This is a genomic window from Mycobacterium sp. NTMscope_MAC_269 (assembly GCF_976985695.1).
Window position 1 is genome coordinate 4,196,367 of record NZ_OZ335668.1, and the last position, 23,641, is coordinate 4,220,007.

The window sequence follows — 23,641 nt, forward strand, 5'->3', positions numbered from 1 at the left end:
AGTTCAATTCGGGCCCTTCACTCACATCACGCTTCGCGTAGCGAAGACCACAAGGTGACCGACCGGGGTCGCGGCATGGCCTGGTCCATGCCGCGGCTCCGGTCGGGATCCTTTGCCACACACGCTATTTCGGGTCACGCGGGCGCCACGGCGCCGAGACCGGCTTGGTCACAAGCATTTTCGTCGTGTGCGGCTCCTGCCACTGCCCGGCGGCCTTGACGCGCCGTGCATCGGTGCGCACGTCGGCCTCGCCTTTCAAGGGTGCGGCGTCGTACGGTGGAGTCATGTCGCGCCATCGTGTGGTCATCATCGGAAGCGGTTTCGGCGGGCTGACTGCGGCAAAGGCGCTCAAACGCGCCCCCAAGGGCAGCCAGGTCGAGGTCACCGTCATCTCGAAAACGACCACGCACCTTTTTCAGCCGCTGCTCTATCAGGTGGCCACCGGCATCCTGTCCGAAGGCGACATCGCGCCGACCACCAGGCTCGTCCTGCGCCGCCAGCGCAACGTCCGGGTGCTGTGGGGGGAAGTCTCCGCCGTCGACCTCACCGCCAAAACGGTCACGTCCCACCTGATGGGCATGGAAACCGTAACGCCGTACGACAGCCTGATCGTGGCGGCCGGGGCGCAGCAGTCCTACTTCGGCCACGACGAGTACGCGGCCTTTGCGCCCGGGATGAAGAGCATCGACGACGCCTTGGAGCTGCGCGGCCGCATCCTCGGCGCATTCGAGGCCGCCGAGGTCGCCATCGACCCGGCGGAACGTCAACGCCGCCTGACCTTCGTGGTGGTCGGGGCCGGGCCCACCGGCGTCGAACTGGCCGGCGAGATCGTCCAGCTGGCCGAGCGCACCCTGGCCGGCGCGTTCCGGACGATCACCCCCAGCGAATGCCGCGTCATCCTGCTCGACGCGGCGCCCGCGGTGCTGCCGCCGATGGGCAACAAGCTGGGCCTCAAGGCGCAACGGCGGCTGGAGAAGATGGACGTCGAGGTCCAGCTCAACGCGATGGTGACCGCGGTCGACTACATGGGCATCACGATCAAGGAGAAGGACGGCGCCCAGCGCCGCATCGAATGCGCGTGCAAGGTGTGGGCGGCGGGCGTGCAGGCCAGCTCGCTGGGCGCGATGCTCGCCGAACAGTCCGACGGAACCGAAACCGACCGCGCCGGAAGGGTGGTCGTCGAGCCCGACCTCACCGTCAAGGGCCACCCGCACGTGTTCGTCGTCGGTGACCTGATGTCGGTTCCCGGCGTCCCCGGGATGGCGCAGGGCGCGATCCAGGGCGCGAAATACGCCGCCGCCGTCATCAAGCAGGCGGTCAAGGGCGACGACAACCCCGCCGATCGCAAGCCGTTCCGCTACGTGAACAAGGGCAGCATGGCGCTCATCTCCCGCTACAGCGCCGTCGCGCAGGTCGGCAAGGTGGAATTCGCCGGATTCTTCGCCTGGCTGGCGTGGCTGGTGCTGCACCTGTATTACCTGATCGGCCACCGCAACCGGCTCGCCGCCATGTTCGCCTGGGGGATCTCGTTCCTGGGCCGCACCCGCGGCCAGATGGCCATCACCAGCCAGATGATCTACGCCCGGCCCCTGGTGAACTGGGTGGAGCAACAGGCCGCGGAGGGAACGCTCGCGGCGGCCGAACGCGCCGAGACGGCCGAGCAGAAGGCGGCCGGCTGACGCGCCGGGAAAGCGGTCAGCTCAAGGCCCTATCGATGTCGGCGATCAGGTCGTCGGTGCCTTCCAGGCCGACGGAGATGCGGACCACGCCGTCGCCGAGCCCGATCGCCGCGCGGCCCTCCGGGCCCATCGCCCGGTGAGTGGTGGTCGCGGGATGTGTGACAAGGGATTTGGCGTCGCCGAGGTTGTTGGAGATGTCGATCAGCGTCAGCTTGTCCAGCACCTCGAAGGCCCGCTGTTTCGCCACGGCGTCGGGGCAGTCGAGCGCGAAGGTGATCACCGTTCCCCCGCCCGACATCTGGCGCTTGGCCAGATCGTATTGCGGGTGTGAGGACAGGTAGGGGTAGCGGACCCAGCTCACCGCCGGATGGCTCTCGAGGAATTCGGCGATCCGGTACGCCGAGGAGTTGCTGTGCTCGACCCGGATGGCCATCGTCTCAAGGCCTTTCAGCAACACCCAGGCGTTGAACGCGCTCATCGCCGGGCCGGTGTGGCGCATCAGCTTCTGCACCGGGCCGTCGATGTATTCCTTGTCGCCGAGGATGGCCCCGCCCAGCACGCGGCCCTGGCCGTCGATGTGTTTGGTGCCCGAGTACACCACCACGTCGACGCCGAGCGGGACGCCCTGCTGCAGTAGCGGTGTGGCGAAAACGTTGTCCAGCACCACCTTTGCGCCCGCGGCGTGGGCAAGCTCGGTCACCGCGGTGATGTCCACCAGCGACTGCATCGGATTCGACGGTGTCTCGAAGAACACTGCTCGAGTGGGCTTGGAGGGGTCGGTGAGCGCCTGCTCCCACTGGGCCAGGTCGTCGCCGTCGACGAAGACGGTTTCGACGCCCCAGCGCGGCAGGATCTCGTTGCACACCACAAAGCACGAGCCGAACAGGCTGCGCGACGCGACCAAGCGGTCCCCCGCGCCCAGCAGCGCGCCCAGCGAGGTGAACACCGCGGCCATCCCGCTCGCGGTGGCGAATGCGGCCGGCGCGCCTTCGAGCAGGCGCAACCGCTCCTCGAACATCGTCACGGTCGGGTTGCCGTACCGCGAGTAGACGAAGTGGTCGACCTCGCCGGTGAACGACTTCTCGGCCACCGCCGCGGACTCGTAGACATAGCCAGAAGTCAGGTACAGCGCCTCGGCGGTCTCGTCGAAACCCGAACGCAGCAGCCCGCCGCGCACGCCGATGGTCGCCTGGCTGACGCCTTCGGGCAGCGATGCGGGCGTACGGACCGAATCGTGGTCGGCGGGGGTCATGGGTGAATCAGCCTTGCTTCCAAGGCAATCCGATCGCCCGCCACCCCGAATCACCGCGGTGACCGTTGGCGTCGAGCTGGCCTTCGAAGCCGTCCAGGATGTTGTAGGCCGGGGTGATGCCCAGCTCGGTCGCCACCTCGGCGGCGCCGATGGAGCGGTTTCCGGATCGGCACAAAAACAGCACCGGGCGGTCCGCCTCGGTTTCGGCCGGCGCCACCTGCTCGCGCAGCTGGTCGGCGAAATTCGCGTTGGGCCTCCCGTCGGAGGAATTCCACTCGAGGAACAGCACCTCGCGCCCGAGGCTGGACAGGTCGGGCACCCCGACGAATCGCCATTCGGCGTCGGTGCGAACGTCGACCAGCACGGCGTTCGGATTGTCGCTGAGCAGTTTCCATGCCTCCAGCGGCGAGATGTCGCCCGCGTAGGAGTGTCCGCGCTGTGTGCTCATGCTCGTATTCCCTCGTCCTTCGTACGCATCGTCAGCGCGATCGTATCGAGACCGCCGCCGCGCGCATCCCGGGGCTCAGCCGCGGGAGCCCGGGGCGGCCAGCCTTTCGGCAGCCTGGCCGGCGCGCTGGCGGGCGGCCGCCACCTCCGGCGCGGTCGCCAACGCCCGGAACCCGCGTCCGGAGACGCGCAGGTCGCTCTCCGGCACGCTCAGCGCGCCGATCAGCGCGGCGGGGTCACGGGACTCGGACGGTCCTGCCAGGCGGGTGGCGGCCGGCGACACCATCATGGTGTCCACCGGCAGGCCCAGGATGGTGCGGGCCTGCAGCTCGAACGCCGAAAGGCGCTGGCTGCGCAGGGTCACCCAGGCGCTGTCGGCGGGGTGCGCCGTGACGTCGGCGAAATACACCTCGTCGCCGTTGACCATCAATTCGACCCCGAACACGCCCCGCCCTCCCAGCGCCTTGACGATCCGCGCGGCGATCGACCGCGCGGCGTCCGTCGCGGACGCGCTCATCTTCTGGGGTTGCCAGGATTCCAGCACCTGCCCGCCGGATTCGCGATGCCCGATGGGTGAGCAGAATTCGATCGTCGGCCCCGACGGGCCCTCGCTGCGCACCGCCAGCAGGGTCACCGAGAATTCGACTTCGACGACGGTTTCGGCCAGCACCCGGGCGGCGGGCTCCTCTCCCACCGCGCGATGCCAGGCGGGTTCGATGTCCTCGCGGCGCGCCGCCACGGACTGCCGCTGCCCGGCCGGACCGGCCGCCGGCTTGACCAGCAACGGATATCCGGCGTGCGCGCCGACCGCCTCGAGTTCGCCCAGCGACCCGACGAACCAGAACGGCGCGGTGGGCAGACCCAGCTCGTCGGCGGCCAGCCGGCGCAGCCCCTCGCGGTCGGCGGTGAGCCGCGCTGCGCGGGCGCTGGGCACCAGCTCGGTGCGGTTGCCATCGAGTGCGTCGAGGGCCTGGGTGGCGACCGCGTCGGTGGTGGTGACGACGAGGTTGGGTTGCAGCCGTCCAATCGCGCGCGCCAGTTCGTCGGCGTCGGCCATGTCGACCACCAGCGCCTGGTCGGCGACCCCGTGCGCGGGGGCGTGCGGGTGCCGGTCGGCGGCGATCACGCGCGCCCCGAGGCGTCCCAGCGCGATCGCCAGCTCCCGGCTGATCTCGCCGGCACCCAGCAGCAACACCGTGGGGCGCGCGTCGGCGGGGGCTGGTGGGGGCACGACGAGCGCCGTCGTCTCGTCGTCGCGTCCGTCCGTCACGCCGTCAGTCACGGCTCAAGGATAGGTCGGGTCGAAGGGTGCGGGCCCTGACTAGGGCTGATTGCCCGGCTCCTCAGGGCTGGCCGGGAAGCAGCCGGACCATCAGACCGTTGCCCTCGGCCAGCACGGTCTCGTCGCGGTCGACCAATTCGGCGGAGACGAACGCCTTGCGGCCCTCGGTGCCGGTGACCCGGCCACGCACCAGCAACGGAACGTCGATCGGGGTGACCTTGCGGTAGTCGACGTGCAGGAAGGCCGTGCGGCTGATGGGCCGGTTGGCGGCGTGGGAGATCATGCCGAACATGTGGTCGAACAGCAGCGGCAGGACGCCGCCGTGCACCGCGTGGTTTCCGCCGACGTGGAACCGGCTGAAGTGACCGGTCATCTCGACGCCCTCGGGGTCGTACCGCGTCAGGACCCACGGCGGTAGCAACAGGCTGCCCATGCCGGGCAGGTCGGGGGTGCGGCCCGCGGGCGCCCGGCCCTCCACCTCGGCCTGGAACGGCCCCAGCAGCTCGGTCAGCGCCGCGACCCGGTCGGCGGCGTCGTCCCAGACGTCGTCCCCGGGGTCGGCCGACACGGCGAGGTCCTGCAGCCGGCGCATGGAGGCGACGAAGCGGGCGAAGCCGGGACCGGGGCTGGCCGGGCCGTACTCCGGGAAGCCGCCGTGGTGTTCGTATTCGGGATCGAGGTCGATCGGGTTGGGCTCGGCTTGGTCAGATCGCGTCACGGGCGGGCCGCCAGGATGTCGCGGCGCACGATGGTCTGTTCGCGGCCGGGTCCCACCCCGATGCACGAAACATGAGCTCCCGCAAGCTCTTCGAGCCGAAGCACGTAGTCGCGCGCCTTGGCGGGCAGGTCGTCGAACTCCCGCGCGTGCGAGATGTCCTCCCACCAGCCGGGCAGCTCCTCGTAGATCGGCTCCGCGCGGTGCAGGTCGCTTTGGGTCATCGGCATCTCGTGGATGCGCGCCCCGTCGATCTGGTAGCCGACGCACACGGGAACGGTTTCCAGGCTGGACAGCACGTCGAGCTTGGTCAGGAAGTAGTCGGTGATGCCGTTGACCCGGGTGGCGTAGCGGGCGATGACGGCGTCGAACCAGCCGCACCGGCGGCGCCGCCCGGTGGTGACGCCGAATTCGCCGCCGGTCTTGGACAGGTATTCGCCGTTCTCGTCGAACAACTCGGTGGGGAACGGGCCCGACCCCACGCGGGTGGTGTAGGCCTTGAGGATCCCCAGCACCGCGGTGATCCGGGTGGGACCGATCCCCGAACCCACCGCCGCCCCGCCCGCCGTCGGATTCGATGACGTCACATAGGGATACGTGCCGTGGTCGACGTCGAGCAGGGTGCCTTGGGAGCCCTCCAGCAACACGGTTTCGCCGGATTCCAGCGCGGTGTTGAGCAGCAGCCGGGTATCGGCGATGCGGTGGGCGAAGCCCTGCGCCTGCTCCAGCAACGCCTCGACCACCTGGTGCGGGTCGAGCGCCTTGCGGTTGTAGATCTTGACCAAGATCTGATTCTTCAGTTCCAGCGCGGCCTCGACCTTGTGGGTCAACACCTCCCGGTCGAGGACGTCGGCGACGCGGATGCCGATCCGGGCGATCTTGTCCTGGTAGCAGGGCCCGATGCCGCGGCCCGTGGTGCCGATCTTCTTGTTGCCCATGTAGCGCTCGGTGACCTTGTCGATGGCCACGTGGTAGGGCAACAGCAGGTGCGCGTCGGCGGAGATCAGCAGCCTGGAGGTGTCGACACCGCGGTCTTCGAGGCCTTTGAGCTCGTCGAGCAGCACCCCGGGGTCGATCACCACGCCGTTGCCGATGACGTTGGTGACGCCGGGGGTGAGCACCCCCGAGGGGATCAGGTGCAGGGCGAAATTCTCCCCGGTCGGCAGGACGACGGTGTGCCCGGCGTTGTTGCCGCCCTGGTAGCGCACCACCCACTGAACACGCCCACCGAGCAAGTCGGTGGCCTTACCTTTGCCCTCGTCGCCCCACTGGGCGCCGATGAGGACGATTGCCGGCATGAGTTTGCTCCCGCCTGCTTACTGTGGTTCTGCTGGCAAGACGCCAGATCGTGCACCGCTGCAACGGTTTTCGGCATCGCCCGAGGGCCGGTACTGCCCTGCGGTGGCGGCGCCTCGGTTGGCCGCCCCGTGACCGTGCGCGTTGCTCCACGCGTCTTTGCTTGCCGCGCTCACGTGGCGATCCTAGACGTCGGGCGACGACGGGCTTGCCGCAAGGCCCGTTGATCCCCGCCCGTGTCGCACCAAGGCCCGGTGCGCGGTGGTCAGGGGCTCGCCGTCGCCGGCGGTTTGGCCGCGCACACGCCGTCGCGGGTCGGCGCGTCCAACATCAGGCACAGGCCGTTCGTGTCACGGTTGGGCCGTTTGGCCGCCCACCCGGACCACGCCGGTTTGCCGTTCCAGCTGACCAGCGTCCAGCCATCGTGGGGATTGCCCTGGATCTCGACGATGCCGGTGTTGGGCAGCGGGTCGAACAGCAGGAGCAACTGTTGGGGGTTTTTGACGGTTGTCATCGTCCCGATACCGATGTCGAATTCGCTGGAGAACGCGACCTCTCTGATCCTGCCGTCGGACGCGCGGACCGGGTTGGCCAGCGCGCTGCCGTACATCGTTGTGAGCATGTCGTTGAAGCGGCCGGCGCTGGTCGCCGCGTTGCCATCCATCGTTTGCAGCGCGCCGGTGAAACGCTTGTGGAACTCGTACCCGTTCGGGTCGGCGGAGCCGGGGGCCAGCATCGGCACGATGCGCAGCCCGAGCAGCCACGCGACGGGGGCCAGCAGGTACGCCAGTCCGGCGAGGCTGATCTGCGGCATGCCGTTGAAAATGCCGGCGTCGATTTCGTTGAGCCCGGGCAGCACCTGCACATTCATGCCCAACGCGGCGGCCAGGGGCGCCGCGGTCTGCTGCGTCCTGATCAACTGCGACGCGAAGATCGCGGCCACCGGGCCCCTCGTCGCGAGCACGTTGGCGACGTTTTGCGCCTGTTGTTGGCCGAGCGCGGTGAGCGCCGCGCCGGGCACCGCCGTGTCGATCAGTTTCGCCGCGTTGGCCACCGACTGCCCGTGGCGCACCAGGTCGATCACGATCGATTCGTCGGCCGAGGCCCTCGCCGATGCGAGGCACAGCAGGACGGCCGAAAGGAGCACGGCGCAAGGAGAGCGGAGTCGGCGAATGGTCGTTCTCCGTTCTCTCAACCACTCGTTGGCGGGATTCCGCACAACAACGGCTGTGTGGCCGGAGTAAAGTATCCGGTTGTTTCCAGGAGGCGCCGCAATAACTTTCGTAGTCCGACGCCATCTTGTGACTGTGTCGTTATGGACCATTGATCGGACCAGAGTCGTTGGAAGTCAAAATAATTGGGCCAAGTCTGATTGGATAGCTTGTGACGCAAGACAATCGGGTTGCCGCGGTTCTGCTGTTCGGGCGAGGGCGAACCTACGGGCCGTTGCGCGACATGCCCGCCCATCGGGACGCCGGCGGCCCCGCCATCGACGCCGCGATAGACCTCGCCCGGCGGCTGGTCGTCGTGGGCGGCGACGCCGACCTGGCCGCCGTGCTGACCCGGCTGCTGCGCGCGGAGCGGCTCGACGTCGAGGTGGCCTACGTGCCGCGGCGCCGCACCCGGGCATCCCGGATCTATCGCCTGCCCGCCGGGCGGCGGGCGGCGCGCCGGGCCCTGCGCGGTCGCGCGCAACGGGTGACGCTGATCCGCGAGGAGACCGGCTCGGTGGTCGTCGGTCGCGCGGTCTGGGCACCCCCGGATGGCGAGCGGGTCATCCACGGCGAGGCGGTCGTCGATGACACCACATTGTTCGACGGCGACGCCGGTGCCGTTTACGTCGAGCCGACGCTGGCCATGCCCGGCCTGCGGGCCTCGCTCCAGGGCGGCCGGCGCCGGTGGGTCACCGGCCGCGCGGCCCAGCTGGGCAGCACCGGTGTCGTCGTGCTGCGCGACGGCGTTCTGTCGGCCCGCCCCGGCCGCCGATCGGCGTTCTACCGCAACATCGAGGGCTGGCTGCTGGTCCGATAGTTTCGTGCCGTGAGCTTCCCCTCGCCCCAACGCGAATCGGTACGGCCCAGCCCGATCTTCCTGGCCCTGCTCGGGTTGACGGCTGTCGGCGGTGTGCTGGCCTGGCAGGCCGGGTACAGCGCGCGGCCACTGGCCTATGCCGGCGTGTTCATCTTCGTGATCGCCGGCTGGCTGGTGTCGCTGTGCCTGCACGAATTCGGGCACGCGGTGACCGCCTGGCGGTTCGGCGATCACGACGCGGCGGTGCGTGGATACCTGACGCTCGATCCGCGTCGCTACGCCCACCCCGCGCTCTCGCTCGTGCTGCCGCTGGTGGTCGTCGCGCTGGGCGGGATCGGCCTGCCCGGGGCGGCGGTCTACGTGCGGACGTGGTTCATGACGCCCGCCCGGCGCACCCTGGTCAGCCTGGCCGGCCCGGCGGCCAACCTCGTGCTGGCGGCGCTGCTGCTGGCGCTGACCCGGTTGTTCTTCGACCCGACGCACGTGGTGCTGTGGGCCGGGGTGGCGTTCCTGGCGTTCCTCCAGCTCACCGCGGTCGTGCTGAACCTGCTGCCCATCCCGGGGCTGGACGGCTACGACGCCCTGGAGCCGCACCTGAGTCCGGAGACGCAGCGCGCGCTGGCGCCGGCCAAGCAGTGGGGCTTTGTCATCGTGCTGTTCCTGCTCCTGGCGCCGGTGCTCAACCACTGGTTCTTCGGGGTCGTGCTGTCCTTGTTCGACCTGTCCGGTCTCCCGGACGTGTTGGTGGGCTGGGGCAACGCGCTCACCCGCTTCTGGAGCCGCTGGTTCTGACCCTTGCTATATATGCGTCGTTGCGCATATATTTCGGGGCATGGGCGCAGGCCACAACCACACCCCCGCCGGGACGGGCGATTCTCGGCTGATCCCGCGCATGGTCATGGCCGCGGCGATTCTGGCGGCCTTCTTCGTCGTCGAGCTGGTCACCTCGTTGCTGATCAACTCGATCGCGCTGCTCGCCGACGCCGGCCACATGCTGACCGATGTCGTCGCCGTCTTCATGGGCCTGGCCGCCGTCACCCTGGCCCGCCGCGGCAGCTCGTCGCCCGGCCGCACGTATGGCTGGCACCGCGCCGAGGTGTTCACCGCCGTCGCCAACGCGGGGCTGCTGATCGGGGTGGCGCTGTTCATCCTCTACGAGGCCGTCCATCGGCTCAGCGAAGCGCCCGCGATCCCCGGCGTGCCGATGATCGTGGTCGCGCTGGCCGGCCTCGCCGCCAACTTCGCGGTCGCGCTGCTGCTGCGCTCCCACTCCTCGGGGAGCCTCGCGGTCAAGGGCGCCTACATGGAGGTCGTCGCCGACACCGTGGGCAGCCTGGGCGTGCTGATCGCCGGCGTGGTCACGGTGACGACGCACTGGCCGTATGCCGACGTGGTGGTGGCCGTGCTGGTCGCACTGTGGGTGCTGCCCCGGGCGATCGCGCTGGCGCGCGACGCGCTGCGGATCCTTTCCGAATCGTCGCCGACGCACATCGACGTCGAGGAGCTGCGCTCCGCACTCGGCGCCGTCGACGGGGTGACCGGCGTGCACGACCTGCACGTGTGGACGCTGTCGCCCGGCAAAGACATGTGCACGGCGCACCTGACCAGCAGCGGGGACCCCGCCCTGGTCCTGCACGACGCGCGGGCGGTGTTATCGGCCCGCGGGCTGGAACACGCCACCGTCCAAATCGACTGCGCCGACGACACCGATTGTTCGGAGAGCTTTTAAAGCCTTACAGCCCAAGCGCTTTGCGCGCCTCGGGGTCGCAATCGTCGAGCAGGTCCAGGCACCGTGCGTACTCGTCGGTTTCGCCGATCGTGTCGGCGGCACGCGCCAGCGCGGCCACACAACGCAGGAAGCCGCGGTTGGGCTCGTGCGAATACGGGACGGGGCCGAAGCCCTTCCAGCCGTTGCGGCGCAGCTGGTCCAGGCCGCGGTGATAGCCGGTGCGGGCGTACGCGTACGCGGTGATGGCCTGATCGTCGGCCAGCGCCTGCTCGGCCAGCGCCGCCCAGGCCAGCGATGCCGTCGGATGCGCGGCGGCGACGATGCCCGGCTTCTCGCCGGCCAGCAGCTCCGCCTCGGTATCGGGGTCACGGGGCAGCAGGATCGGGTCGGGCCCCAGCAGATCCTTCATCGGCGTCATGGCTCTATTCTGCAGCTCGCCCGTTTTGCCCGCGGGACGCACCTCGGCCATCGCCCCGGGCCGCGGTCTCGGTCGCTAAGCTCTGCAACTACCCCACTCGACGGCGGGAGGACAGTAGTACTCATGCCCAACCCATCCGAGCCCGACCGCAGCGGCGCGCCGAAACGGCCCGGGTTCGACCCACGTGAGTCCCGCAACGAACCGAGCGACGAGTGGGGGGCCGAATCCGACCCCGAGACCAGTGACGACGCCACCGAGAGCGTGCCCCTGGTCCCCAGCGACGCCGAGACCGAGACCGTGGTGATCAACAAACCCGATCCGCGCAGCGGTCCCCAAGAAGTGCCGGACTCACCGCAGCGCGAACGCCGCTTCACCGCGCCGGGCTTCGACGCGAAAGAAACCACGATCATCTCCACCACGCCGGAACCCGCCACCGAGGTCTTCGCCACGCCGCCGGGACCGGACGGCACCGCGCAATTCGGGGGCCCACCCAAAGCCGCTGTCCCGCAATCGATCCCACCCCGACTCGGCGGGAAACTACGCACCTCCCGGCAGTTCAACTGGGGCTGGATACTGGCGATCGTCGTGATCGTGCTGGCGCTGGCCGCGATCGCGATCCTGGGCACGGTGCTGCTCACCCGGGGCAAGCACACCGGTGTTTCGCAGGAAGACCAGGTCCGGCACACCATCAGCGACCTCGACGTCGCGATTCAGCGCGGCGATCTGACCACGCTGCGCACCATTACCTGCGGCACCACCCGCGACGGCTACGCGGACTACGACGAGCGTGCCTGGGACGAAACGTACCGGCGCGTCTCGGCGGCCAAGCAGTATCCGGTGATCGCCAGCATCGACCAGGTCGTCGTCAACGGCCAGCACGCCGAGGCCAACGTCACCACGTTCATGGCCTACGACCCGCAGTTGCGCTCGACCCGCAGCCTGGACCTGCAGTACCGCGACGACCAGTGGAAGGTCTGCCAGTCCGCCAGCGGCTAAGCGGGCCAGGTCGCTCCGCCCAGCGTGAAACCAACTTCACACTGGGCGCCGAGCGTGAAACCAGCTTCACGTTCGAGCGATTGATCAGCCGAGCGACTTTCCCGCGCAGTGCAGGTCGGTGCACGCCTGGACGACACGCTCGGACATCGAGGCTTCGGCCTTCTTCAGGTAGCTGCGCGGGTCGTAGACCTTCTTGGCGCCGACCTCGCCGTCGACCTTGAGCACGCCGTCGTAGTTGCTGAACATGTGGCCGGCGATCGGGCGGGTGAAGGCGTACTGGGTGTCGGTGTCGACGTTCATCTTCACCACGCCGTAGCGCAGCGCCTCCTCGATCTCCGACTTCTCCGAGCCCGAACCACCGTGGAAGACGAAGTCGAACGGCTTGGCGTCGTCGGGCAGCCCCAGCTTGGCCGCCGCCACCTTCTGGCCCTGGGCCAGAATGTCGGGGCGCAGCTTGACGTTGCCGGGCTTGTAGACGCCGTGGACGTTGCCGAACGTGGCGGCCAGCAGATACGTGCCGTGCTCGCCGTGGCCCAGCGCGTCGATGGTCTTCTCGAAGTCCTCCGGCGTGGTGTAGAGCTTGTCGTTGATCTCGTTGGCGACGCCGTCCTCCTCGCCGCCCACCACGCCGATCTCGATCTCGAGGATGATCTTGGCGGCCGCCGCCTCCTTGAGCAGTTCCCGCGCGATCACCAGGTTCTCGTCGATCGGCACCGCCGAACCGTCCCACATGTGCGACTGAAAAAGCGGACCCTCGCCAGTTGCCACACGCTGGGCCGAGATCGCCAGCAGCGGGCGGACGTAGGTGTCCAACTTGTCCTTGGGGCAGTGGTCGGTGTGCAGGGCGACGTTGACCGGGTATCGGGCCGCGATGGATCGGGTGAACTCGGCCAGCGCCACCGCGCCGGCCACCATGTCCTTGACCCCCAGACCGGACGCGAATTCGGCCCCGCCGGTGGAGAATTGGATGATGCCGTCGCTGCCCGCGTCGGCGAAGCCCTTGATGGCGGCGTTCACCGTTTCCGACGAGGTGCAGTTGATCGCGGGGAAGGCGTACGAGTGCTCCTTGGCGCGTCGCAGCATCTCGGCGTAGACCTCGGGCGTGGCGATGGGCATGGCAACCCCCTTCTGCGGCCGGGTCCCCTCAGTATCGTCCAGGTGGCTCGGCGGCTCACCCCGGGCCGGTATGTTGATGCATCATGAGCACCGCCGTGACGGCCCTGCCCGCCATCCTCGACCCGATGTACTGGTTGGGCGCCGACGGCGTCTTCGGGTCGGCGGTGCTGCCCGGGATTCTGGTCATCGTCTTCATCGAGACCGGGCTGCTGTTCCCGTTGTTGCCCGGCGAGTCGCTGCTGTTCACCGGCGGCCTGCTGGCCGCGCATCCGCACCCACCGGTCAGCATCTGGGTGCTGGCGCCCTGCGTCGCCACGGTCGCGGTGCTGGGTGATCAGACCGGGTATTTCATCGGACGGCGGATCGGGCCCGCGCTGTTCAAGAAGGAAGACTCCCGGTTCTTCAAGAAGCACTACGTGACCGAGTCACACGCGTTCTTCGAGAAGTACGGGCCCTGGGCGATCATCCTGGCCCGGTTCGCGCCGTTCGTGCGGACGTTCGTCCCGGTGATCGCCGGGGTGTCCTACATGCGCTATCCGCTGTTCCTGGGGTTCGACATCGTCGGCGGCATCGCCTGGGGCGGCGGGGCGACGCTGGCGGGCTACTTCCTGGGCAACGTGCCGTTCGTGCACCACAACCTGGAAAAGATCATCCTGGGCATCCTGTTCGTGTCCATGATCCCGGCGTTCATCGCGGCCTGGCGCGGCTATCGGGGCCGGCGCCGCGCGACGGACACCGAGGCCCGGGAACCCGAGCGGCTGCCTGCCTCCGAGTAGCCTGCCGCGCGGGGTCAGACCGCAACGGTGAAATCGCAGCCGGTCTTGGCGCGGACGTCCTCGACCGTCACCCCGGGATGCAGTTCCGTGAGCACCAGCCCCTGCCCCGGCTCGACGTCGAAGACGCACAGGTTGGTGATGATCATGTCGACCACACCCTTGCCCGTCAGCGGCAACGAGCACTGCTTGAGGATTTTGGGGCTGCCGTCCTTTGCGGTGTGGTCCATGACGACGATGACCCGCTTGACGCCCGACACGAGATCCATTGCGCCGCCGGGTCCTTTGACCATCTTGCCCGGGACCATCCAGTTGGCCAGGTCGCCGTTCTCGGCCACCTCGAGCCCACCCAGGATGGACAGGTCGATGTGGCCGCCGCGGATCATCGCGAAGGAGTCGGCGCTGCTGAAGAAGCTGGAGCCGGGCAGGCTCGTGATGGTCTGCTTGCCCGCGTTGATGAGGTCGGGGTCCACGGTGTCCTCGCTCGGGTAGGCCCCGATGCCGAGCAAGCCGTTCTCCGACTGCAGGGTGACGTTGATGTTGTCGGGAATGAAGTTGGCCACCAACGTCGGAATGCCGATGCCCAGGTTCACGTAGTAGCCGTCGCGCAATTCGGCGGCGGCGCGTTGGGCCATGAGCTCGCGGATGGGGCTGTCGTTCTTCAGCGCGGCGCCGCCGCTCGTGGTGCGGAACTCGATGCGCTTCTCGTAGCCGGTTCCCACGATGATGCGGTCCACGTAGATGCCGGGGGTGTGGATCAGGTCCGGATCCAGCTCGCCGACCTCGACCAGCTCTTCGACCTCGGCCACCGTCACCGCGGCGCAGGTGGCGATCATCGGGTTGAAGTTGCGTGCGGTCTTGCGGTAGACGAGATTGCCGGCGGTGTCGCCCTTCCACGCCTTGACGAGCGCCACGTCGGCCCGGATGCCTTCTTCCAGAACGTATTCCGTGCCGTCGAAGACCCGGGTGTCCTTGCCCTCGGCGAGATTGGTGCCGTAGGCCGTCCGCGTGTAGAAGCCGGGAATCCCCGCGCCGCCGGCACGCAGCTTTTCCGCCAGCGTGCCCTGCGGCGTGAGCGCCAGGTCGAGCTCGCCGGCCAGCACCTGGCGCTCGAACTCCTTATTCTCGCCGACGTAGGAGGCGATCACCTTTTTCACCTGGCGACCCTTGAGTAGCAGGCCCATGCCGAAATCGTCGACGCCGGCGTTGTTTCCGACGATGGTGAGGTCCTTGATGCCGCTGTCCACCAGAGCCCGGATCAGCTTCTCCGGAATGCCGCACAGGCCGAAGCCCCCCGCGGCGATGGTGATGCCGTCCTTCAGCAGGCCGTGCAGCGCCGACTCCGCGTCGGGGTGGACTTTCTTCACAGGGCGCTCCTGTCCTCGTGCGACGATTCGGCGGAGACGTTACAGGCGGCCTCCATGAGCATCCACCCCGACAGCTGCACCGACAGGTCCCGTTCGGGCACCTCGGAGGCCATTACCGCGCCCTCGACGAATTCCGCCTCTTTACCGCCCGCGGTGGGCACTTGGGCGTCGCGGTCCCAGAACGGGCCGAACACCGGCAGCCCGTCGACCGTCTGGCGGTAGTCCCACGCCGACTTCGCGCTGGACAGCACGATCCGCGCGGCGGTGTCGCGGGCCACCGCGTCCTCCGGCGAATCCCCCGGCAGCGCCGTCGCCACCAGCGCCAGGTAGCGGGCGGTCACGCCGGCGAACAGGCCGCCGTCGCCGCCGCCGGCGCCGGCGAGCACGCCCGCCGGGGCCATGTGCTCATGCACGGCCGCAACCAGCCGATGCACCCGGGCTGCGTGCCGCTGCCTGATCTCGACCGCGGTACGCGCGGCGAGTTCGGTCTCCAGGCCCAGCACCACGCCCTGGCAGTAGGTGTACTGCGCGCGCACCAGGGAACCGTCCTTGATGCCGTCGAACACCAGGTGCGTCTGCGGGTCGATCAGTGTGTGGTCGATCCAATTCGCGATCTGCTCGGCCCGGTTCAGGTGATCGCCGTACCGGGCGAGGAAGATCCCCACGGGGCCGTTGGCCGGGGCGTTGAAGAACTTGTCCTGTTTGCGCCACGGGATGCCGCCGCCGTCCACGGGCGACCACGCCGTGAGAAATTGATTAGCGAGCTTCGGCAACGCTTTTCGGCGCTGCACGCCGGCGATGCGGGCGGCGCGTTCGAGCGCCAGCGCCAGCCAGGCCATGTCGTCGTAGTAGTTGTTGATCCAGGAGAAGTTGTTGCGCAGCCGGTGCGAGCGGACCTGCCGGTTGATCTCGGTGTGCCGGTGCGGCTGCGGATCGCGCGCCTGCGCGTCGACGAGGCAGTCCAGCAGATGCGCCTGCCACCAGTAGTGCCAGGTGCCGAACAGGCGGTCCTTGCGCAGCGCCGGCCAGGCCACCACCCCCAGCTGAGTGGCGGGAAGTCCCCACAGCCGCTTCAGGTGTCGTTGTGTGACAGCGGCTTCGCAGCTGGCCGCCCGGTTGGCCCATAGCTGATCCATACCTGCCGATCCTGCCCCATCGGGTTTGAGCGTGCGGTGAGGGTGTCGAGTGTGAACACCGGGCTTTCGGTGTGAATGTGCGGCGGCGACACGCCGGGCAGCCCCGCCGCGGGCTCACATCCGACGCCGCCAGTTCACACTCAACGCGCCCTCTCGGGTTTCACCAGGCTTGGGACAGGTCGGCGTGCTGCTCGACCCAGGTGTGCATGGCGATGCCGGCGGCGACGCCGGCGTTGATGCTGCGCGTCGAGCCGAACTGCGCGATCGACACCGTCAGCGTCGCGCCGGCTCGGGTGTCGTCGGTGATGCCGGGCCCCTCCTGACCGAACACCAGCAGGCACTCGCGCGGCAGCGCGGTCTTTTCGAGGCGCGCCGCGCCCGGGACGTTGTCGACCGCGACGACGGCCAGACCGGCGTCCGCCGCGAAATCCAGCAGCTCGGCGGTGCTGTCGTGGTGGCACAACCGTTGATAGCGGTCGGTCACCATGGCGCCGCGGCGATTCCACCGCCGCCGCCCGACGATGTGCACGGTGTGCACGGCGAAGGCGTTGGCGGTGCGCACCACCGAACCGATGTTGGCGTCGTGACCGAAGTTCTCGATCGCCACGTGCAAAGGATGCCGTCGCCGGTCGATGTCGGCGATGATCGCCTCCCGGGTCCAGTACCGGTAGGCGTCGACGACGTTGCGAGTATCACCGTCGCGCAACAGGATTGGGTCATACCGTGGGTCGTCGGGCGCCTCGCCCGGCCACGGCCCGACACCGGCCGGCGGGGTCGCGGACCATTCGGTGGGCCCGGGACCGCTCATCGCTGCGTCCACACGCCGGCGTGCGTGCCGTCGATGGCCAACGTCGCGTAGAACAGCGCGTCGTTGATCTCGCCCTGGGTGCACAGCGAGGCGTTGACGTGGACTGCGTCCAAGGACGCGTCGGGCAGGATCAGCACCGACGACCCGTAGGTCGCGCAGGCCGGATTGAGTCCCGGGGCCGGCAGCGTCGGCGAGGCCAGCAGCATCATCGGGCCGCCGCGTTTGGCGGACTCGTCCCGATAGCGGGCCGCAATCGCGCTGGCTTCCAGCCCGAGCAGCATGTAGCCGTTGCCGGCGAAGGCTCCCGGATCACCCAGCTGTGCCTTGGTCACCGGTTTGCCGTCGGCCCGCCACGCCGTCAGGCTCGCGGTCTTGACCGCCAGGCCGCCGCTGTCGTTGGGGTTGGTCGGCAACAGGCCGACAGGGAAGGCGACCGGGTAGGCCGACGAGCTGTTCGGGATCCGGTCGCGCGGCGAGTAGCTGTAGACGCCGCGGACCTGGCTGCGATCCTTCAGCGGCCCAAGGCAAACCGTGCCGGTGAGCCGGTCGCGCGGCGCCGAGAGCGGCGCGGGAATGTCGCGCACATTGGTGGTCCTCGCTTGGAAGGATTTGTCGCAACTGCCCAGACCGTCGGCCTCCATAGGGTGGGCCAGCGCGCCGTACAGGCCGAAGCGGACGTCCTCGGGTTTGGCGTGCGGGCCCTTTTCCGAGGCCGGGCTCGCGTCGACGTCGACCAGCACGTAGTCGCCGTCCCAGCGCAGGTTCGACACGGACATGTTCCAGCCCAGCAGCGCCAGCGAGTCGCCGAGCCGCGCGCCCTGGGCCCCGTAGGGCCCCGCGGCATGGTTGGCCGACGAGCAGCCGGTCAGGCACAGCGCCAGGCACGCGGCGATCGCAAGGACGGTGCGCATGATTCAGCGGCTCGAGGTCGAGCCGCGGTGGACGAATTGCCCGCCTTTCAGCGACAACTCGGGCGCCCCCGCGCCACGACGTCCTTGTCGCTGTGAAGCGGGCATGACCAACAATGCCCGCGCCAGGGACTCCTGCGGCGTATGTGACAAGTGATGCCTACGAAGATCCGCCGGCAACTAGCTCAGCCCCAGCTCGGCGAGGCCCAGCACGCTGCGGTACGGCAGCCCCTCGGCCTCGATGGCCTCGGCGGCGCCGGTGGCGCGGTCCACCACGGTGGCGACCCCCAGCACCTCACCGCCGGCCTCCCGCACTGCGCGCACCGCGGTGAGCGCCGAATTGCCGGTGGTGCTGGTGTCTTCGACCACCAGCACTCGCTGGCCGGAGACCTCGGACCCTTCGATAAGTCGTTGCATCCCATGGGTTTTGGCGGACTTACGCACCACGAACGCGTCGATCGGCCGCCCCGGGGCGTGCATGATGGCCGTGGCCACCGGGTCGGCGCCCAGGGTCAGGCCGCCGACAACCGCGTAGTCCCAGTCGCTGGTCAGGTCCCGCATCAGCGTGCCGATCAACGCCGAGGCGCGATGGTGCAGGGTGGCCCGGCGCAGGTCGACGTAGTAGTCGGCCTCCTTTCCGGACGACAACGTGACCCGGCCGTGCACCACCGCCAGGCGGCGCACCAGTTCGGCCAGCTCCTCGAGCTCAGGTTCGGCCACGGCCACCACCGATTCGTTTGGTGACCGCGCGCATCAGGGTCCGCGGGATCATCCGCTCGGCGGCGATGATCGCCTTGTACTGCAGACCGGGAATGCTGATCACCTTGCCGCGGGCGATATCGGCGAGGCTCTGGCTCACCACGTCGTCGACCTCGAGCCACATGAACGACGGCGACTTGGACATGTCGATCCCGGCGCGGGCGTGAAACTCGGTGCGCACGTAGCCCGGACACACCGCGTGCACCGAAACCCCGGTGCCCTGCAGCCCGACGGACAAACCCTCGCTGAAGGAGACCACCCACGCCTTGGACGCCGAATACGTCGAGCCCCGCCCCGGCACCAGGCCGGCGACGCTGGCGATGTTGATGACCGTGCCGGCGCCGGCGTCGAGCATGCGCGGCAGCGCCGCCCGGGTGAGATGCATGACCGCGGTGACGTTGACGTCGAGCTGGGATTGCAGCAGCGCGGGGTCGGTGGACCAGAAGTCGCCGGAGGTGGCGAAGCCGGCGTTGTTCACCAGGACGCGCACCCCGGCGGCGAGGCGATCGCAAACCCGTTGCCGGTCGGCCGCATCGCCCAAATCGGCGGGCAGAACCTCGACGTTGCCGCCGCTTTTCAATTCGTCGGCGAGCCTCGTCAGGCGGTCGGCGTCGCGGGCGACCAGCACCAGGTCGTAGCCGTCGCGGGCGAAGCGTCGCGCGTACCCGGCGCCGATCCCGGAGGTGGGCCCGGAGATCAGGGCGACGGGGCGAGGCATGAGCGACATCTTAATGACGGCGGGGCCAACGGCCCCCGGGCTACCCGGGGCTCGCCGTCAGCGCTGATAGTTGCTGGCCTGGTGGCCGTTGCGCCCGGACGGCGGGGGGCGGCGCAGGGTGTCGGGGCGCCCCTCAGGTCGCGGCTGATCGCGGCGCACCGGCTCGGGCGCGCGGCGACCGGGCTGGACGTCGGGGCCGAGCAGGCCGGCCACATCCTGCTGCGCGCGCCTGGGCGGCAGCTCGGCGCGGCCCGCCGGCGCCAGCGGGCGGCTCGGCGACGTGTTACGCAGTCCCGCCGGGGCCCCGGCCTCCTGCGGGGTCTCCTCCGGCAGCGGCGGCAGCACCCGCAGCAGGTCGTTGAACTGGCGCACGGTGCGCAGACCCTCGTCCCACTGCGTGCGGGTGCTCGTGATCGGCATGGCGACCAGCGTCCAGTTCTGCTCGTTCCACATGATCTCGGCGGAATCCGGTGCGGTGTGGGCGAAGGTGACCATGCGGCGGTCGCAGGCCCGGCGGGCGGCGTCCAGGTTGGTGGAGTACACCATCCGCGGCCCGATCGCGCCGAGCAGCCAAATGTCGCTCTCCCGAGGCTCTTTGAGCCCCTTGAGCCGCAGGTCCACGACGACGTTGGTGCCCACCTTGCGGTGCAGCGCGATCACCGTGGCGACCTCCTCGAGGTCGAAGATGTACACCGCCTCACCGCGGATCTGGCCCAGCACCACGTTCTGGGCGGCCACGTCGCCCACCGTCGACATCACGCCGCGCTTCCAGCGCTTGAGGATGTCGGTCGATTCACGCTCGTAGTCGAATCCGTGCGACCGCGCCCACGACTTGCGGCGCCTGCTGCGGCCGCGCCGACGATCGACATCGACGTACAGCAGCACCCCCGCGCCGACAAAGCACAGCGCGGAGAGCGTGAACCAGAGGGGGACCATCCAAAACAGGGTATCTGCTATTGGCCCGGAACACAGAAGGCGACCAGGTCACAACCCAATCAAGGTTTGCTGCGCCCAGCTTCCTGGCGAGCAGACGCAGAATCGCACGCACGAGGCTCCGCTGGTGCGATTCTGCGTCTGCTCACGGGACGACTTACCCCAGGATCAGCGAGTCGCCGCCCGGGCTCACGTTGACGGGGACGGTGTCACCGTCGTGCACGTCGCCGGCCAACAACAGCTTGGCCAGCTGGTCGCCGATGGCCTGCTGCACCAGCCGGCGCAGCGGCCGCGCGCCGTAGACCGGGTCGAACCCGCGCTGCGCCAGCCACTGCTTGGCCGGCAGCGATACCTCGAGGATGAGGCGGCGCTGGGCCAGCCGCTTCTGCAGCTGGGCCAACTGGATGTCGACGATGGACACCAGCTCACCGGGCTCCAGGCCGTGGAAGATGATGACGTCGTCGAGCCGGTTGATGAACTCCGGCTTGAACGCCGAGCGCACCGCGGCCATCACCTGCTCCTCGGTGCCACCCGATCCCAGGTTGGACGTCAGGATCAGGATGGTGTTGCGGAAGTCGACCGTGCGGCCCTGTCCGTCGGTGAGCCGGCCCTCGTCGAGCACCTGCAACAGCACGTCGAACACGTCCGGGTGCGCTTTCTCGATCTCGTCGAACAGGATCACCGTGTACGGACGCCGCCGCACCGCCTCGGTCAGCTGTCCGCCCTGGTCGTAACCGATGTAGCCGGGCGGGGCGCCGACCAGCCGGGCCACCGAGTGCTTCTCGCCGTATTCGCTCATGTCGATGCGGACCATCGCGCGTTCGTCGTCGAACAGGAATTCCGCCAGCGCCTTGGCCAGCTCGGTCTTGCCGACACCGGTCGGGCCGAGGAACATGAACGATCCGGTCGGCCGGTTGGGGTCGGCGACACCGGCCCGCGCACGCCGCACGGCGTCGGACACCGCGGTCACCGCTTTCTTCTGCCCGATGACGCGTTTGCCCAGCTCGTCCTCCATCCGCAGCAGCTTCGCGGTCTCGCCCTCGAGCATCCGGCCGGCGGGGATGCCGGTCCATGCCGACACCACGTCGGCGATGTCGTCGGGGCCGACCTCCTCCTTGAGCATGACGTTCTCGCGGGCCTCGGCCTGCGGTAGTGCTGCCTCGAGCTTCTTCTCGACCTCGGGGATGCGGCCGTACCGCAACTCGGCGGCCTTGGCCAGGTCGCCGTCGCGCTCGGCGCGATCGGACTCCCCACGCAGCACTTCGAGCTGTTCCTTGAGCTCGCGCACGACGTCGATCGCGTTCTTCTCGTTCTGCCATCTGGTGGTGAGCTCGGCGAGTTTCTCTTTCTGGTCGGCCAGCTCGGAGCGCAGCTTCTCCAGCCGCTCCTTGGACGCCTCGTCCTCCTCCTTGGCCAGCGCCATCTCCTCGATCTCGAGGCGGCGCACCAGGCGTTCGACCTCGTCGATCTCGACGGGCCGCGAGTCGATCTCCATCTTCAGCCGGCTGGCGGCCTCGTCGACCAAGTCGATGGCCTTGTCCGGCAGGAAGCGTGCGGTGATGTAGCGGTCGGACAGCGTCGCCGCGGCCACCAGGGCCGAGTCGGTGATGCGCACACCGTGGTGCACCTCGTAGCGGTCCTTCAGCCCGCGCAGGATGCCGACGGTGTCCTCCACCGACGGCTCGCCGACCAGCACCTGCTGGAAGCGGCGCTCCAGCGCCGCGTCCTTCTCGATGTACTTGCGGTATTCGTCGAGCGTGGTGGCGCCGACCAGGCGCAGCTCGCCGCGGGCCAGCATCGGCTTGATCATGTTGCCGGCGTCCATCGCGCCCTCGCCGGTCGCCCCGGCGCCGACGATGGTGTGCAGCTCGTCGATGAAGGTGATGATCTGGCCCGCCGAGTTCTTGATGTCGTCGAGGACGGCCTTCAGCCGCTCCTCGAACTCGCCGCGGTACTTCGCGCCGGCCACCATCGAGCCGAGGTCCAGGCTGATGACGGTCTTGTCGCGCAGGCTTTCGGGCACGTCGCCGGCGACGATGCGCTGGGCCAGGCCCTCGACGATCGCGGTCTTTCCGACGCCGGGCTCGCCGATGAGCACCGGGTTGTTCTTGGTGCGCCGGCTCAATACCTGCACGACGCGGCGAATCTCGTTGTCGCGGCCGATAACCGGATCGAGTTTGCCCTCGCGGGCGCGCGCGGTCAGGTCGGTGGAGTACTTCTCCAGCGCCTGGTAGGTGGCCTCAGGGTCGGCGCTGGTGACCCGGGCGCTGCCGCGGACCTTGACGAACGCCTCCCTTAACGCTTGGGGTGAGGCGCCGTGCCCGGTGAGCAGCTTGGCGACCTCGGAGTCGCCGGTGGCCAGGCCAACCATCAGGTGTTCGGTGGAGACGTACTCGTCGTCCATCTCGGTGGCCAGTTGCTGGGCGCTGGTGATGGCGGCCAGCGACTCGCGCGACAGCTGCGGCTGCGAGCTGGCGCCGCTGGCCTGCGGCAGCCGCTCGAGCAGGCGCTCGGCTTCGGCGCGGATGGTGGCGGGCTCGACGCCCACGGCCTGAAGCAGCGGTGCGGCAATGCCGTCCGCCTGCGTCAGCAACGCCATCAGCAGGTGGGCGGGCCGGATCTCGGGATTACCGGCGGCCGAGGCCGCCTGGAGCGCCGAGGTCAGCGCCGCCTGGGTCTTGGTGGTCGGGTTGAAAGAGTCCACGACGCCTCCATTCGGGTCGAAAAGGAGCTGGCAAAAATGCTTGTCTGCTTGTTCAACGTCGTCAAGGTTGAGTGTGTTCCGCTCAACCCTATCGAGTTTTGAGCGATACGGCGTACGGGGTACCCCCGTAGCGATGACGCAGACGATGCACCGCCCCGACCAGGCCGCCGAATCCACCCGAACCCCGCGCCGCGGCACGGGCTTATGGCTGGCCGCCCTCGCCACCGGGCTGGCGGTTGCGGGCCTTGTCTCAGTCGGGTTGCACACCGACCTCGCCCACGGCAGCCAGTCGACCGAGGTGCCCGATGCCGGGACGCTGCAGGTCAGCGGCGCCGGCACGACGAAGACGCTGCCCTGCCACGCCGGCTACCTGTCCGTGAGCGGCAAGAACAACACGATCACCCTCACCGGCCACTGCACCAGCGTCACCGTCTCCGGCAACGGCAATCACGTCGCGGTCGACAGCACGGACGCGCTCAGCGCGTCCGGAACGGGCAACGTCGTTGTCTACCACTGGGGTTCACCAAAGATCGTCAGCGCCGGGACCGCCAACGTCGTCCGGCAGGGCTGAATC

General features: G+C 69.0%; 24 protein-coding genes. 7 read left to right on the forward strand and 17 right to left on the reverse strand.

Annotated features, from left to right (window positions below; all coding sequences use genetic code 11):
- Positions 1-124 precede the first annotated feature (124 nt).
- Positions 125-286 (reverse strand): hypothetical protein, encoded by a 162-nt coding sequence (locus tag ACZ50Z_RS19875; protein ID WP_464485068.1) that lies wholly within the window; start codon positions 284-286, stop codon positions 125-127.
- On the opposite strand from ACZ50Z_RS19875, the gene ACZ50Z_RS19880 reads away from it, so the two are divergent.
- Entirely contained in the window at positions 285-1,679 is a 1,395-nt protein-coding gene (locus tag ACZ50Z_RS19880; RefSeq protein WP_464485069.1) for an NAD(P)/FAD-dependent oxidoreductase, read from the forward strand. The two genes, ACZ50Z_RS19875 and ACZ50Z_RS19880, sit on opposite strands and share 2 nt — an antisense overlap.
- 16 nt (positions 1,680-1,695) lie before the next feature.
- Here ACZ50Z_RS19880 and ACZ50Z_RS19885 read toward each other — a convergent pair whose 3' ends face one another.
- From ACZ50Z_RS19885 to ACZ50Z_RS19910, 6 genes are all read right to left on the reverse strand, one after another.
- Positions 1,696-2,931: an O-succinylhomoserine sulfhydrylase gene (locus ACZ50Z_RS19885; RefSeq protein ID WP_464485070.1), complete on the reverse strand. Its 1,236-nt coding sequence runs from the start codon at positions 2,929-2,931 to the stop codon at positions 1,696-1,698.
- Positions 2,932-2,938: 7 nt separating this feature from the next.
- Positions 2,939-3,379, reverse strand: a complete 441-nt coding sequence (locus tag ACZ50Z_RS19890; protein WP_464485071.1) for a rhodanese-like domain-containing protein — start codon at positions 3,377-3,379, stop codon at positions 2,939-2,941.
- A 75-nt stretch (positions 3,380-3,454) separates the two neighbouring features.
- Positions 3,455-4,660 (reverse strand): formate-dependent phosphoribosylglycinamide formyltransferase, encoded by a 1,206-nt coding sequence (gene purT, locus ACZ50Z_RS19895; protein WP_464485072.1) that lies wholly within the window; start codon positions 4,658-4,660, stop codon positions 3,455-3,457.
- A gap of 61 nt (positions 4,661-4,721) precedes the next feature.
- Positions 4,722-5,378: a PaaI family thioesterase gene (locus ACZ50Z_RS19900; RefSeq protein WP_464485073.1), complete on the reverse strand. Its 657-nt coding sequence runs from the start codon at positions 5,376-5,378 to the stop codon at positions 4,722-4,724.
- Entirely contained in the window at positions 5,375-6,673 is a 1,299-nt protein-coding gene (locus ACZ50Z_RS19905) for an adenylosuccinate synthase (RefSeq protein ID WP_464485074.1), read from the reverse strand. Before ACZ50Z_RS19905 ends, ACZ50Z_RS19900 begins: the two co-directional genes overlap by 4 nt.
- Before the next feature lie 263 nt (positions 6,674-6,936).
- Complete coding sequence (locus ACZ50Z_RS19910; protein WP_464485075.1) at positions 6,937-7,818, reverse strand: histidine phosphatase family protein; 882 nt, start codon at positions 7,816-7,818, stop codon at positions 6,937-6,939.
- 308 nt (positions 7,819-8,126) lie between these two features.
- Between ACZ50Z_RS19910 and ACZ50Z_RS19915 the strand changes: the two genes are divergently transcribed.
- Genes ACZ50Z_RS19915 through ACZ50Z_RS19925 form a run of 3 tightly spaced genes read left to right on the forward strand, consistent with a single transcriptional unit; the run spans position 8,127 to position 10,431 of the window.
- Complete coding sequence (locus tag ACZ50Z_RS19915; RefSeq protein ID WP_464486326.1) at positions 8,127-8,702, forward strand: peptidase M50; 576 nt, start codon at positions 8,127-8,129, stop codon at positions 8,700-8,702.
- Between the two features lie 9 nt (positions 8,703-8,711).
- A complete protein-coding gene (locus ACZ50Z_RS19920; protein ID WP_464485076.1) occupies positions 8,712-9,494 on the forward strand; it encodes a site-2 protease family protein in 783 nt (260 codons plus the stop codon).
- A 40-nt stretch (positions 9,495-9,534) separates the two neighbouring features.
- Positions 9,535-10,431: a cation diffusion facilitator family transporter gene (locus tag ACZ50Z_RS19925; protein WP_464485077.1), complete on the forward strand. Its 897-nt coding sequence runs from the start codon at positions 9,535-9,537 to the stop codon at positions 10,429-10,431.
- Positions 10,432-10,435: 4 nt separating this feature from the next.
- Here the strand turns inward: ACZ50Z_RS19925 and ACZ50Z_RS19930 are convergent, their stop codons facing one another.
- Complete coding sequence (locus ACZ50Z_RS19930) at positions 10,436-10,849, reverse strand: DUF3151 domain-containing protein (RefSeq protein ID WP_464485078.1); 414 nt, start codon at positions 10,847-10,849, stop codon at positions 10,436-10,438.
- A 123-nt stretch (positions 10,850-10,972) separates the two neighbouring features.
- Here ACZ50Z_RS19930 and ACZ50Z_RS19935 point away from each other — a divergent pair, with 123 nt between their 5' ends.
- A complete protein-coding gene (locus ACZ50Z_RS19935; protein ID WP_464485079.1) occupies positions 10,973-11,845 on the forward strand; it encodes an Rv0361 family membrane protein in 873 nt (290 codons plus the stop codon).
- 84 nt (positions 11,846-11,929) lie between these two features.
- On the opposite strand, the gene fbaA is transcribed toward ACZ50Z_RS19935, so the two are convergent.
- The gene (gene fbaA, locus ACZ50Z_RS19940) at positions 11,930-12,961 is read right to left on the reverse strand and encodes a class II fructose-bisphosphate aldolase (RefSeq protein WP_464485080.1); all 1,032 of its coding nucleotides are present in this window, start codon (positions 12,959-12,961) and stop codon (positions 11,930-11,932) included.
- 83 nt (positions 12,962-13,044) lie between these two features.
- Between fbaA and ACZ50Z_RS19945 the strand changes: the two genes are divergently transcribed.
- The gene (locus ACZ50Z_RS19945) at positions 13,045-13,737 is read left to right on the forward strand and encodes a DedA family protein (protein ID WP_464485081.1); all 693 of its coding nucleotides are present in this window, start codon (positions 13,045-13,047) and stop codon (positions 13,735-13,737) included.
- A gap of 14 nt (positions 13,738-13,751) precedes the next feature.
- Here ACZ50Z_RS19945 and ACZ50Z_RS19950 read toward each other — a convergent pair whose 3' ends face one another.
- The 8 genes from ACZ50Z_RS19950 to clpB all read right to left on the reverse strand — a co-directional run bounded on the left by ACZ50Z_RS19950 (position 13,752) and on the right by clpB (position 23,067).
- A complete protein-coding gene (locus ACZ50Z_RS19950; protein ID WP_464485082.1) occupies positions 13,752-15,101 on the reverse strand; it encodes a 3-oxoacid CoA-transferase in 1,350 nt (449 codons plus the stop codon).
- Complete coding sequence (locus ACZ50Z_RS19955; protein ID WP_464485083.1) at positions 15,098-16,237, reverse strand: glycoside hydrolase family 76 protein; 1,140 nt, start codon at positions 16,235-16,237, stop codon at positions 15,098-15,100. Before ACZ50Z_RS19955 ends, ACZ50Z_RS19950 begins: the two co-directional genes overlap by 4 nt.
- Before the next feature lie 160 nt (positions 16,238-16,397).
- On the reverse strand, positions 16,398-17,045 hold the full coding sequence (locus ACZ50Z_RS19960) for a TrmH family RNA methyltransferase (RefSeq protein WP_464485084.1): 648 nt from the start codon (positions 17,043-17,045) through the stop codon (positions 16,398-16,400).
- Positions 17,042-17,956 carry a hypothetical protein gene (locus tag ACZ50Z_RS19965; RefSeq protein WP_464485085.1) on the reverse strand — a complete coding sequence of 305 codons (915 nt, stop codon included), beginning with the start codon at positions 17,954-17,956 and terminating at the stop codon, positions 17,042-17,044. The genes ACZ50Z_RS19960 and ACZ50Z_RS19965 overlap by 4 nt, the downstream gene beginning before the upstream one ends.
- A 177-nt stretch (positions 17,957-18,133) precedes the next feature.
- Positions 18,134-18,673, reverse strand: a complete 540-nt coding sequence (gene pyrE, locus ACZ50Z_RS19970) for an orotate phosphoribosyltransferase (protein ID WP_464485086.1) — start codon at positions 18,671-18,673, stop codon at positions 18,134-18,136.
- Positions 18,660-19,430: an SDR family NAD(P)-dependent oxidoreductase gene (locus tag ACZ50Z_RS19975; RefSeq protein ID WP_464485087.1), complete on the reverse strand. Its 771-nt coding sequence runs from the start codon at positions 19,428-19,430 to the stop codon at positions 18,660-18,662. The genes pyrE and ACZ50Z_RS19975 overlap by 14 nt, the downstream gene beginning before the upstream one ends.
- A gap of 57 nt (positions 19,431-19,487) precedes the next feature.
- Positions 19,488-20,366 carry a trehalose monomycolate transport factor TtfA gene (gene ttfA / locus ACZ50Z_RS19980; protein ID WP_464485088.1) on the reverse strand — a complete coding sequence of 293 codons (879 nt, stop codon included), beginning with the start codon at positions 20,364-20,366 and terminating at the stop codon, positions 19,488-19,490.
- 154 nt (positions 20,367-20,520) lie between these two features.
- Positions 20,521-23,067: an ATP-dependent chaperone ClpB gene (gene clpB / locus ACZ50Z_RS19985; RefSeq protein WP_464485089.1), complete on the reverse strand. Its 2,547-nt coding sequence runs from the start codon at positions 23,065-23,067 to the stop codon at positions 20,521-20,523.
- A gap of 133 nt (positions 23,068-23,200) precedes the next feature.
- On the opposite strand from clpB, the gene ACZ50Z_RS19990 reads away from it, so the two are divergent.
- Entirely contained in the window at positions 23,201-23,638 is a 438-nt protein-coding gene (locus ACZ50Z_RS19990; RefSeq protein ID WP_464485090.1) for a DUF3060 domain-containing protein, read from the forward strand.
- Positions 23,639-23,641: the final 3 nt, after the last annotated feature.

What these genes read in the sequence shown, in the direction of transcription:
- ACZ50Z_RS19885 (WP_464485070.1), bottom strand. Translation starts at nt 2,931, where the DNA reads ATGACCCCCGCCGACCACGATTCGGTCCGTACGCCCGCATCGCTGCCC.
- ACZ50Z_RS19905 (WP_464485074.1), bottom strand. Translation starts at nt 6,673, where the DNA reads ATGCCGGCAATCGTCCTCATCGGCGCCCAGTGGGGCGACGAGGGCAAA.
- ACZ50Z_RS19915 (WP_464486326.1), top strand. Translation starts at nt 8,127, where the DNA reads ATGCCCGCCCATCGGGACGCCGGCGGCCCCGCCATCGACGCCGCGATA.
- ACZ50Z_RS19880 (WP_464485069.1), top strand. Translation starts at nt 285, where the DNA reads ATGTCGCGCCATCGTGTGGTCATCATCGGAAGCGGTTTCGGCGGGCTG.
- ACZ50Z_RS19975 (WP_464485087.1), bottom strand. Translation starts at nt 19,430, where the DNA reads ATGCCTCGCCCCGTCGCCCTGATCTCCGGGCCCACCTCCGGGATCGGC.
- ACZ50Z_RS19890 (WP_464485071.1), bottom strand. Translation starts at nt 3,379, where the DNA reads ATGAGCACACAGCGCGGACACTCCTACGCGGGCGACATCTCGCCGCTG.
- ttfA (WP_464485088.1), bottom strand. Translation starts at nt 20,366, where the DNA reads ATGGTCCCCCTCTGGTTCACGCTCTCCGCGCTGTGCTTTGTCGGCGCG.
- fbaA (WP_464485080.1), bottom strand. Translation starts at nt 12,961, where the DNA reads ATGCCCATCGCCACGCCCGAGGTCTACGCCGAGATGCTGCGACGCGCC.
- ACZ50Z_RS19935 (WP_464485079.1), top strand. Translation starts at nt 10,973, where the DNA reads ATGCCCAACCCATCCGAGCCCGACCGCAGCGGCGCGCCGAAACGGCCC.
- ACZ50Z_RS19965 (WP_464485085.1), bottom strand. Translation starts at nt 17,956, where the DNA reads ATGCGCACCGTCCTTGCGATCGCCGCGTGCCTGGCGCTGTGCCTGACC.
- ACZ50Z_RS19925 (WP_464485077.1), top strand. Translation starts at nt 9,535, where the DNA reads ATGGGCGCAGGCCACAACCACACCCCCGCCGGGACGGGCGATTCTCGG.
- ACZ50Z_RS19945 (WP_464485081.1), top strand. Translation starts at nt 13,045, where the DNA reads ATGAGCACCGCCGTGACGGCCCTGCCCGCCATCCTCGACCCGATGTAC.
- ACZ50Z_RS19955 (WP_464485083.1), bottom strand. Translation starts at nt 16,237, where the DNA reads ATGGATCAGCTATGGGCCAACCGGGCGGCCAGCTGCGAAGCCGCTGTC.
- ACZ50Z_RS19960 (WP_464485084.1), bottom strand. Translation starts at nt 17,045, where the DNA reads ATGAGCGGTCCCGGGCCCACCGAATGGTCCGCGACCCCGCCGGCCGGT.
- ACZ50Z_RS19875 (WP_464485068.1), bottom strand. Translation starts at nt 286, where the DNA reads ATGACTCCACCGTACGACGCCGCACCCTTGAAAGGCGAGGCCGACGTG.
- ACZ50Z_RS19990 (WP_464485090.1), top strand. Translation starts at nt 23,201, where the DNA reads ATGACGCAGACGATGCACCGCCCCGACCAGGCCGCCGAATCCACCCGA.
- ACZ50Z_RS19930 (WP_464485078.1), bottom strand. Translation starts at nt 10,849, where the DNA reads ATGACGCCGATGAAGGATCTGCTGGGGCCCGACCCGATCCTGCTGCCC.